Source organism: Mesorhizobium sp. B2-1-3, assembly GCF_006442495.1.
Lineage (GTDB): Bacteria > Pseudomonadota > Alphaproteobacteria > Rhizobiales > Rhizobiaceae > Mesorhizobium.
The window spans coordinates 17,046-26,122 of record NZ_VFWL01000029.1; the positions used below are offsets into that span (position 1 = coordinate 17,046).

The window sequence follows — 9,077 nt, forward strand, 5'->3', positions numbered from 1 at the left end:
AGGGAATCCACGAGTGCGGCGACCGGCTTCCCGTCATGACAAGGAATGCCGACGCATATCAGCATCAGCCGACGATGCCCTTGGCCGCGAGGACGGCATAGAGTTCGGCAAATGCGGCAGCGACATTGGCCGCCGTGGTTGTCGCGGCGGTGAGGGCCGCCGAGAGCGTGCATGTGGCCTTGGCCACAGGAGAAGCGCCGTGAAAGCCGACCTTGTCGGTAGCGGACTGACCGAGCTTGACGCCATCGGCGCCGCCGTCTGAAAGCTGTTTTGCAGCCATGTTCGTGGTTCCTTTGAATGAGAGGGGGAAACGGCCCCGATTAAGGGGCCGCTATGGATCAGGCCGAGCCGCTGACGCGAAGGGCCTGGCGCGGATCGATCGCCTTGGTGCCGTAGAGCATGTCCAGACGCCAGGCACTCACATCGTTGATGCCGTCATAGACGGGGATGACGCGGACGCTGGTGCCCTTGTAGGTACGGCGGGAGACATCGACTGCGCCGGGAGGCGAGACGAGCGGGACCGAAACCAGCGCGAAGGCCTTCTCCGTGAACATCATGTTCTGCCGGTATCCGGTGCTGGCGGTGCCCACGGCGGTGATGGCTGCCGTGTTGAGGTCGGTCGTGCCGGAGGCAACAGCCACGTTCTGGAACGCGCCGGTCCAGATCATCGCCGGGTAGAACACCAGCGTGTTGGCCGAGTACGAAACGCAGGTGAACTGCTTGGCAAAGCCGAGATCGGCCTTCGACACCGGGTTGACGCCGTTCACATTGGCAATCGTGAACACGTCGCCCGGGTTCAGGTTCAGCGAGGCAACAGTAATGGTCTGCTGCATCGAGTCCTTGACCGTGGCATAGTCGATGGTCGAGGTCGTGACCGACTGGTTGACCGTGCCGGAAAGATCCGAACCGGTGATGTGGGTCGGAACGTTCTGCGACATGTAGGTATCGACACCGCCGATCATGCCGAGCGACCCCTGGCGGTAGGCGCCCTTGGCCGCGTCCTGGATGTAGAGCGCGGTCTGGGAACCCAGCAGGCCCCAATGATCGGCCGGCGACAGGACAGCGCTGCGGCCATCGGTCGGGACGGCGTATTCGTCCAGACGCTGCGGGCCGACCGCGAAGTCCTTGTAGCTGTCGATCGTCTGGCCCGCGGTGCCCACCCAGTTCGGGACGGACGCGTAGAGGGCCATCAGGTCACGGTCGATCTGGTTGGCAAGCTGGACCATCGCCGGCTTGATGACGCGCTCGGAGAGGTCTTCGATGCGCAAGGTCAGGTCTTGGGTCGTGAACTTGAAATCGACGCCCTTGAACTTGTCGACGGTAATGGAGGTCTTGCCTTCGATCACGTCCTGAGCGGTCATGGTGGAACCGTTGCGGACGGTAAAGTCGGTCGGCTTGCGGATCGACAGAGTCTCACCGATGTTGTAGCCGTTGACCTTCTTGTCGAAGTCGTTCTCATAGCCCCGGAAGACCTGCTTGGCCATGACGAGGTTGTTGTCGAGGATCATCACCGCCTCTTTGGCAATGATGTCCGCCGTCAGTGTGGTGTTGGACATTGTGGTTCCTTCGGGCGGCCTTAGCCGCGCTGGGACTGGACGACATCACGTCGTTCAATCGGGTTGGGTCTATCGCCCCTGCTGCTTGCGGCGGGCCGCCACGTACTCGTCCATGTCCATGTCCGCGAGGTTCTTCCGGGCTGGCGGGTTCGCCTTGGCCGCGACGACCTTCAGGGGTTCGACAATGGGAGCCGGCTTGAGGGCTGCGGGTTTCTTCGTAAGGGCCTGTTCACCGAGCCTGGCGAGATAGAGCATCTCGTAGACCATGGGGGACATGGCATCGAGCAGGTTCTGGTTGGTGGCGCCCTTGCTTTTGGCCCACTCCACGACCTGGCTATCCGTCTCCGGCGACCAGCCCTTTAAATTGCTTTTCGCCCATTCCTGCGTTTGCTCGAAGCGCTTGGCAGTCTCCTGCTGCGCCTGTTGAGAACGCTGGTTCTGGCGTTCGCTCAAGTCGTTGTCGATGGCGGCTACCTGATCCTTCATGGTCTGGTAGCGCATCCAGTGCTGCTGGGCGCCAATCGGGTCGTCAGCCGAAAGCTGGTTCCAATTGACGTTCGCGTATTCGGCCATCTGGCTCTTGAGCACAGTCAAATGGCCCCGCGCCATCAGTTCATCGTTGGACGCCTGGAATTGCTGGTTGAGCTGCTGTGCGCGGTCTTCCAGTTCCTTACGGGTCGCTGCGACTTCCTGAGTCTTGCGGGTGTAATCGGCCTGCATGAGCACGCCGTCCTTGAGGCCTTTCGGCCCCTTGATCTTCTGCCCGTTCCAGTCGAATTCCTCGAGATCATCGTCCGGGTTGGGTAGTTCGGCAATCTCCTCGCCTTCGAGCGGCAAGGCGCCGGGGTCTGTCGGTTCGTCGTGCTCCACTGCTTCGATTGGCGCTTCCGCTTCGGCAATAGGTTCGTCTTCACCGGCCATAGGTGCAATCCCTTTCATGGGTTGTTGCGATTGCGCCTATGCGGCGGCGCGTCCGATCCTTCAGGCGTTCTGCCTGGGATTGGGTTGAGGCTTCGCTGCTGCTGCTGCGACAGACGCCTGTGCCTTGTAGAATGCGGCATTTTGGTCAGCGACGATCTTGCGATTGGAGACGCGCTCTTCGCTCTCGATCTTCCGAAGCTGTACGGTTTCGTCCGACTGGATCTCGGCAATCTTGTCCGACTTGTCGGCCTTCAACTGCTGGTTTTCCTGCTGGAGCTGCTGAAGCTGGGTAGCCATTTGTTCAATCTGCTTCTTGCCCTGCTCCATCTGCTGCTGGGCTTGCGGAGGAACCTGACCGTCGGCAGCGGCCTGCATCTTCTCCGCGATCTTGTCAGCGCCGGGCCAATCGAGGTTCTTGGCGAGTTCTGGAACAATGATCGGCGCAGCGGCCGGGAAGGCGCGAACCATTTCCGTCATCGACGCGGCGGCTTCCTCACGACGAGACGTGAAGCTCGGGCCAGTCGTTACCGTCAGGTCGTACTTGCCCGCCGTAAGGTCATGAATAGCCATGATGGGCTGCATCAGCGGGTTGCCGGCCTGATCCTGCACCGGCTGCCCGTTCGGCCCCATGACAGGCTGCTGCATCGGCTGGCCCGTCTTGGGGTCTTTCTGCTGGTATTGCTGGTTGATCGGCTTGGCTTCCTGCGTGCCGTCTTCTCCGATCACCCGAATGATGCGCTCCCCGGAATAGACCTTGGGGATGAGATCGATCAGGATGCGCCCGGTATGCCGGATGGCGCGGGCCATGTTGTCGATGAAGTGGAAGGTCGAAACATCCCCTTCCCGCTGGCGGGCCATGATGGCGCGGCCCGATGTCTCATTCGAGCGAGCCCCGAGAGAGGCGTCATAGAGCCCGATGATCGACTTGATGTCGTCGGAGGCGTTCAAGGCCTCCTGAAGCGCACCGGCCGCCGTGCCCATATCCAGCGGCTGCCTCTGCGGAGGCTGCTTGCCCTTGCTGTACTCAAGAAACGGATGGCTCTTGGTGTTGGCCGTGTTCCAGCGCTGGATATCGACATCGAAGGCGCCCTCTTCACCGATGAACGGCACCTTGGGAGCCAGAGCAACAAGCTCGGTGCTTGCCGTGCGCCAGTAATTGAACATGCGCTGCGCATCGATCGCGTTGTGGATCAGCGAGCGGAAATAACGCTTGCCCTCCACATCGAATTCATCGCCATAAACCGGGATGATCGGGATATAGCGGCCCGGCCATTCGCGGGTTTCGAGGATTTCCGCACCCGACATGAAACGCTGCGTGACCTTGCAGGATTTGGCCGTGCGCTGACGAACGACCTGAACCTGCCCGGCTTGCAGCAGGAACTGCATATCATCGGACTGCATGTCCTCCAGGTCGTGGATGCTGCCGTCCGAGAGCAGCACGATAGGACGTTCGGTTTCCTCGCGCGTCCACCATTCCGCCACCGTCGTGGTGTTGCCATCACGCCAGCTCGTGCCGACCTCGTTCCAGACCGAATCGTCCCAATCGACCTGCGCCTTGTCGCCCCACTGCGCCTCGAACTGCTCCTTGGTCATCTGGTCCACGACAAAGGCCTTGTCCCAATCGGAACTGTCGGCTTCGCGTGAATTGGGGTCGCCATAGACCGAGAATGGGTTGGACACCCGCTTGATGCAGATATCCATGTCGAACGCATCGTCGTAGGCGTAGTCCATGCCGACGCGGATATAGCCAAACCCGCCAGTGACCGCGCATTCCGTGGCTGTGTCGTAAGCGGTGTCAGCGTTCGAGGTGTATTCGATGTTGCGGATCAGGCCATTCATCAGCTCGGCCGTGGCTGGGTCCGCTCCGCTGTCAGCCGCATGCACCTTGATCGAAGGCTTGTTCTGCCGGGCGTCGTTGACAACCTGGCGAATGAATGTCGGCAGCTTGTTGATGGTCAGGCAAGGGCGCCCCTCGATCTGGCGCTGCCTTGCGACATCGGCCGGCCACTGGATGCCAAGGCGGGAAAACTGGATGTCCTCCAGAGCCGAGGTGCGATTGTCGTTCTCCGCATCCTCGCAGAGCCGGAAATCCTCCAGCGCTGCGCGAAGCAGGTCGTCGTCCTCGCTGCCTTTTTTGGGTTTAGCCATCGATCATCCCATCCAGCCGCCAGGCCCATGTTGAACAACTGGCCTTGGCTTCGGCTCTACGACCGGTTCTGCAAAAGTCAGCGCTACCGCGTCCCACTCATCAGGGGACCGCAGACCGCGCTTGCGGATGTCGTCTTTGCTTTCGAGGACCAGCCTTGTGAGGCTGTCATATTTGTAGCCAGGCGCGCAGGCGTCGGCTTGGATCGCATCGGAATCGGGGATATCGACCCCTGCCGGCTCTTCCAGCCAATCCTTGGACTTTCCCCACATTTCAGCGCGGCGATTGAGATACCCGCCCTTTGGCCTGCCGCCCTCGTCAAGCGGTTGTGGCTCCAGAGGCGACGAACCGAAGTTGATGGCTACGACGATGTCTCCATAGCCCATTTCGCAAAGACGGTCGTAAACGCCGGCGCCAACACCGCCCACATCAATGAACACGCGGGCCGGCTTTTCAGCATCGATAACCTGCTTGAGCCAGCCAACCTGGCCCATCGTATCAAGGCCTTGGCGGCTTTCCACCTTGAGGACCTTGCGGCCCCTGCGACGGGCAAGGGACGCCCTGTCCTTGCCCTTCCAATTCGGGTCGTATCCTATAACAAGCGGGCCACTTTCGGCGGCCTCAGTCTTTCTCGCCTTGAGGATCAACGAAGCGGGGATATAGCTGTCATGCCCCGACATCTGGAAGGCTTCTGCCGCAGTGGCCGGATATTCCTGCTTGAACAGCAATGGGTCTTTCAGTTCCGCGATCTTGTTGCGGCGCCAGACCATCTGCTCAAGATCCAGATCGTAGGCCGCTCGGTATTCGCGCTCCTCGTCGTTTAGCTCGAAGCCTTCAGGGACATTACGCCGATACTCAGCCTGCCAGAACCACGGAATGAAGATGGCTTCGTAGTCGCCGACCCCCGCCTCCGCTTGCTGCCAGCGCTCGTGGAATTCCCCGCCCATGCCGTTAGCGGTCGATTCCAGGATGATCTCTGTCCCCGGAAGATCCGGGATGGCCTGAACCACGCCGGCAAAGTGCGTGGATGCATTGGGCCAGAACGCCACCTCAGAACCGTGGAAGAGCTGGACCGTCTGCGACCTGCCTGTCGCCTTTGCCCCCGCTGTACCGACGGCGTAGCCGCTTTCCAGCCTATCGAAGAACAACTCCTTGGCGTTCGCCGCGCCGGTTGATGGCTTTACGAGAGGCGGGCAATGCTGGTGGTAGCGATCCACCATGCCGAACAGGTTGTTGGTCGCGTCCTGCTCATGGGTGAGGATGAAGCAGCGCAGACCCTTATTGTGCGTGACCCGGTGATAGAACCGGCCGCCGACATATGTTGAAATGCCCTGCTGCCTGCCTTTGAGGACGAGCGCCCGGACTTTCCCCGTCCTGGCCTTCTGGTCCTCAAGCCTGGAATGAAGATATCGCTGCGCCTCGTTGATGCTGAGCGGAACTATCTTGCCGTCTTTGGCACGGATGTGCAGGCACCGCTCGGCATAGTGCGAGAATTCGTTCTTGAGGCGCTGGCGAACAGACCGTTCCCGATCACTCAAGTTCGCCAAGAGCGTCCTCGTGATTGATCGTCACGCCAACTTCCTTGCGCTCCGTGTAATCGTCGCGGAAGCGGGCCTCCATGGACTTCTTCCAGACAGCGGCGTTGAACTTGTCCGAAGTCATGCCAGCTACGCCCTCGGTTTCCCACCAGGCTTGTGCATGGACCTTCGCTCGCGATAGCGCTTCTAGAAATTCGGGGTGAGCCGCAGCCCAGTTGTCGATTGTCTGCCGGGAAATGTCGAAATGCGCGCACATTTGCGCAACGCTCTTGCCTTGCCTGCCGAGATCCACGACCTCTTCGCAGTTGGCTTCGACATATTCAGATGGGCGGCCTGCGGGCATGTGCTGGCAATCCTTTTCAGGTTGTTGCCTCAAACGCAAAGCGCCCGCTCATGGCGGGCTGCTGCTGATAGTTTTGGGAGTGGATAGGAAACGACGCGACGAGTGATGAACTCTCGTCAGTGCCCGGCCGAGTTGTCCCGATTGGTCCGCCAGCGGCAAATCATCTGATGCGGATATTAGCTGATTTTCGGTTAATTGCAAGTGTCATGCGGCAGAGAGTTGGCCGGCCTCGAACTCCACCGTGGTCAGGCGCCCGAATAGGCTCACCATGGCCTTGATGTTGCCGCTCTTGGTCACCTCTTCAACAATGGCATGGAAGCTGGCAAACGGCCCGTCGATCACCGAGAACTCCTTGCCCGGCGCATATTTCATTTCGAGCGTGGCTTTGATGGTCTTTGCCTCTTCCTTGCGATGAATGCGCGCCGCGCGCGTATCGTCAAAGCGCATATCGACCTCGGCTAGATAGATCTCCTGCACATCCTTGCCGGGGACAGGAATCGGCTTGCCCTGGTATTCAAGGAACTTCTCGACGCCCTCGCAGGCCCTGACAAAGCCGAAGTGCTGAAGCTTGTTGCTCCTCGGCATGCCCACGAAGATGTAGCTCACCATGAGCGGGCGCTCCTTGACCAGATAGGTATTGTTGCGCCGGTGCTTCTTTTCGATCCGCTGGCGTGGAAAATAGACATCGAAGCCCGCAAGCCTGACATTGTCTGCCGCCTTGGCCTCACACTGGACATTGGTCCGGACCACATACCAAACCTTTTCTGTATCGATCGGCTTCATGGCTTCTCTGCGCTATCTGGAGAGCGGATGGCGGCGGCGATTTGGCAGCACGCCTCAAACTCGTGCGACCTATCCGAACCAATGTCCCACTTCTGGGCGATATCATCCGCGATCGATGCGCATCGCTCACGCTCCTGCATCAGCGCTTCGGCGAAGTCATCGGCGGCCCAATCGACGCCACCATTGTAGATTGCTTCCTTTGCAATCCTCCGGGCTGTAGCGCGGATATCATCGGGGATGGTGGTCATGACGATGGTCCGAACTTGTTCATTGGAACCTCCACCCCGGTCCAGATAGAGTGCCAGCGCCAAGGGCTGTAACCACACGATGCGAGAAAAAACCCAAGAACAAACCACCACCCTGAATATCCAAGCACAAAGACCGCATAGCCGGTACCGCCGATGCAGAGCCCCCAAACCATGAAGCTATAGATCAAATAGGTGATCCCAACCCATGCAGGGGCTTTGGGTATCTCGCTCATTCTATCGCTCCATGGTTTCTGCGGGAGAGAGCGTCCCGACCGTTGGTGTGAGCCTTGCGCCTGTTCCGCTCACGAGCGCCTTCGATGTCATAGCCAACGAGGGACTTGGCGCCGGTTGCGTGGCTGTAGCTGGCGAGTGAGTGGAGGATTGAGGTGTGGTCTTTCCCGAACCACTTTCCTATCTGTGGGCTGGACAGCATTGGCTTGCGGTCCTTGACCAGGTAGATAGCCTCGTTGCGAGCCCTGACAACGCGATGCTTCCGGTTGTCGCTCGACATCTCGCTTGGACACACCCCATGCTTTTCGCAGATATGCTCTACGATCTGGCGAGCCCAATCCGGCATGGCTTGACGCCTGAACGTAAGCATTCCCTGCCGTCTTGCCTCCTGTTTCTCCGCAAGCTCCTTGGCTTCGTCCGCGCGAGTTCTGGCCTCCCGAGCCTGGTCTATGAATTCCTTGGTGTAGATGCCTTTTGCGGAGCGGATTCTTTCTCGCTTCGCTTCGACATAGGCCTTGTGAACCGGCACGATGCGTTGCGCGTTCAAGACAGGGGGATAGGCTATGAGGCTCATGGTGAACTCCTACGCTGCCTCTGATTTGGCCGGTGGTGGCCCATAAACAATTCCCGAGCTCGCAATCCACTTCGCCCCCACCGGGATTTCCTTTGCGATGCTCATCTTGCGCCATTGGTCGTAGGAGATGTTTTCAAAGAGGACCGGGAGATGGGCATTCTCTGCTAGGCGCTTCTGCTGCCTGACCTGGAAGGGCGCGAGCGGGCCGGGGAAATAGCGCGGTGCTGGCAGTCTCGGCTTGGCTTTCAGGTCGATGTATTCCTGTCTGCTGCGGGCTTCGGTGACGAATTCCGCAATCGATGGTGCGAACGTCTTCGATTGGCCTTCGACATCCCCCATGGTGAACCTTTGCGCGGCTTCAGTGACGGCTTGCGGCGAAAGGCCCTGCAAAACCTGTTCGTAGGTTCCCATCGTTAGATCCGGATTGGCCGTGCCCTGTGGAAACGAGTTCAACATCCCGACCACTGCCAGATACGCTTTCTGATCCATTGAATTTTTCCATGGCTACATCGAAGACGGTGCGTCTTCCGCTGGTTTTGGCTGGCTTGCGCATCCAGTCGGCTTTGAAGCCGGTCCAGTTGCGATTTATCATTTCCTCCACTGCCTCATTCGGGTCAGGGCTAAGCCGTAGCTGCTTGAGCAGTATCTTGACCGCAAATGGCGTCAGCGGAGCTTTCTTTGCCTTGCGATGCTCCATGAGGCCGAGGGCGTGTTCCTCATCCAGAACAGTCAGGAGC

At 59.5% G+C, this 9,077-nt stretch carries 11 protein-coding genes; all 11 read right to left on the reverse strand.

The features are described 5' to 3' along the window. Nucleotides 1–64: 64 nt before the first annotated feature. Nucleotides 65–280 (reverse strand): hypothetical protein, encoded by a 216-nt coding sequence (locus FJ973_RS29675; protein WP_140558822.1) that lies wholly within the window; start codon nucleotides 278–280, stop codon nucleotides 65–67. Between the two features lie 58 nt (nucleotides 281–338). After that, entirely contained in the window at nucleotides 339–1,556 is a 1,218-nt protein-coding gene (locus tag FJ973_RS29680) for a P22 phage major capsid protein family protein (RefSeq protein ID WP_140558823.1), read from the reverse strand. A gap of 69 nt (nucleotides 1,557–1,625) precedes the next feature. Next, nucleotides 1,626–2,477 carry a hypothetical protein gene (locus FJ973_RS29685; RefSeq protein ID WP_140558824.1) on the reverse strand — a complete coding sequence of 284 codons (852 nt, stop codon included), beginning with the start codon at nucleotides 2,475–2,477 and terminating at the stop codon, nucleotides 1,626–1,628. Between the two features lie 60 nt (nucleotides 2,478–2,537). Further along, a complete protein-coding gene (locus tag FJ973_RS29690) occupies nucleotides 2,538–4,625 on the reverse strand; it encodes a portal protein (protein WP_140558825.1) in 2,088 nt (695 codons plus the stop codon). A gap of 3 nt (nucleotides 4,626–4,628) precedes the next feature. Continuing rightward, nucleotides 4,629–6,170 (reverse strand): hypothetical protein, encoded by a 1,542-nt coding sequence (locus tag FJ973_RS29695; RefSeq protein WP_246675977.1) that lies wholly within the window; start codon nucleotides 6,168–6,170, stop codon nucleotides 4,629–4,631. Continuing rightward, nucleotides 6,154–6,504 (reverse strand): helix-turn-helix domain-containing protein, encoded by a 351-nt coding sequence (locus FJ973_RS29700; RefSeq protein WP_140558826.1) that lies wholly within the window; start codon nucleotides 6,502–6,504, stop codon nucleotides 6,154–6,156. Before FJ973_RS29700 ends, FJ973_RS29695 begins: the two co-directional genes overlap by 17 nt. Nucleotides 6,505–6,708: 204 nt before the next feature. Next, nucleotides 6,709–7,287: a transcription termination/antitermination NusG family protein gene (locus FJ973_RS29705; RefSeq protein WP_140558827.1), complete on the reverse strand. Its 579-nt coding sequence runs from the start codon at nucleotides 7,285–7,287 to the stop codon at nucleotides 6,709–6,711. After that, entirely contained in the window at nucleotides 7,284–7,535 is a 252-nt protein-coding gene (locus FJ973_RS29710) for a hypothetical protein (RefSeq protein WP_140558828.1), read from the reverse strand. The genes FJ973_RS29705 and FJ973_RS29710 overlap by 4 nt, the downstream gene beginning before the upstream one ends. Beyond that, complete coding sequence (locus FJ973_RS29715) at nucleotides 7,532–7,768, reverse strand: hypothetical protein (RefSeq protein ID WP_140558829.1); 237 nt, start codon at nucleotides 7,766–7,768, stop codon at nucleotides 7,532–7,534. Before FJ973_RS29715 ends, FJ973_RS29710 begins: the two co-directional genes overlap by 4 nt. Further along, nucleotides 7,765–8,340 (reverse strand): helix-turn-helix domain-containing protein, encoded by a 576-nt coding sequence (locus FJ973_RS29720; protein WP_140558830.1) that lies wholly within the window; start codon nucleotides 8,338–8,340, stop codon nucleotides 7,765–7,767. Before FJ973_RS29720 ends, FJ973_RS29715 begins: the two co-directional genes overlap by 4 nt. 9 nt (nucleotides 8,341–8,349) lie before the next feature. After that, nucleotides 8,350–8,829: a hypothetical protein gene (locus FJ973_RS29725; protein WP_140558831.1), complete on the reverse strand. Its 480-nt coding sequence runs from the start codon at nucleotides 8,827–8,829 to the stop codon at nucleotides 8,350–8,352. Nucleotides 8,830–9,077 lie beyond the last annotated feature (248 nt).

Coding starts and splice junctions, on each gene's coding strand:
- FJ973_RS29675 (WP_140558822.1), bottom strand. CDS start 280: ATGGCTGCAAAACAGCTTTCAGACGGCGGCGCCGATGGCGTCAAGCTC.
- FJ973_RS29680 (WP_140558823.1), bottom strand. CDS start 1,556: ATGTCCAACACCACACTGACGGCGGACATCATTGCCAAAGAGGCGGTG.
- FJ973_RS29685 (WP_140558824.1), bottom strand. CDS start 2,477: ATGGCCGGTGAAGACGAACCTATTGCCGAAGCGGAAGCGCCAATCGAA.
- FJ973_RS29690 (WP_140558825.1), bottom strand. CDS start 4,625: ATGGCTAAACCCAAAAAAGGCAGCGAGGACGACGACCTGCTTCGCGCA.
- FJ973_RS29700 (WP_140558826.1), bottom strand. CDS start 6,504: ATGCCCGCAGGCCGCCCATCTGAATATGTCGAAGCCAACTGCGAAGAG.
- FJ973_RS29705 (WP_140558827.1), bottom strand. CDS start 7,287: ATGAAGCCGATCGATACAGAAAAGGTTTGGTATGTGGTCCGGACCAAT.
- FJ973_RS29710 (WP_140558828.1), bottom strand. CDS start 7,535: ATGACCACCATCCCCGATGATATCCGCGCTACAGCCCGGAGGATTGCA.
- FJ973_RS29715 (WP_140558829.1), bottom strand. CDS start 7,768: ATGAGCGAGATACCCAAAGCCCCTGCATGGGTTGGGATCACCTATTTG.
- FJ973_RS29720 (WP_140558830.1), bottom strand. CDS start 8,340: ATGAGCCTCATAGCCTATCCCCCTGTCTTGAACGCGCAACGCATCGTG.
- FJ973_RS29725 (WP_140558831.1), bottom strand. CDS start 8,829: ATGGATCAGAAAGCGTATCTGGCAGTGGTCGGGATGTTGAACTCGTTT.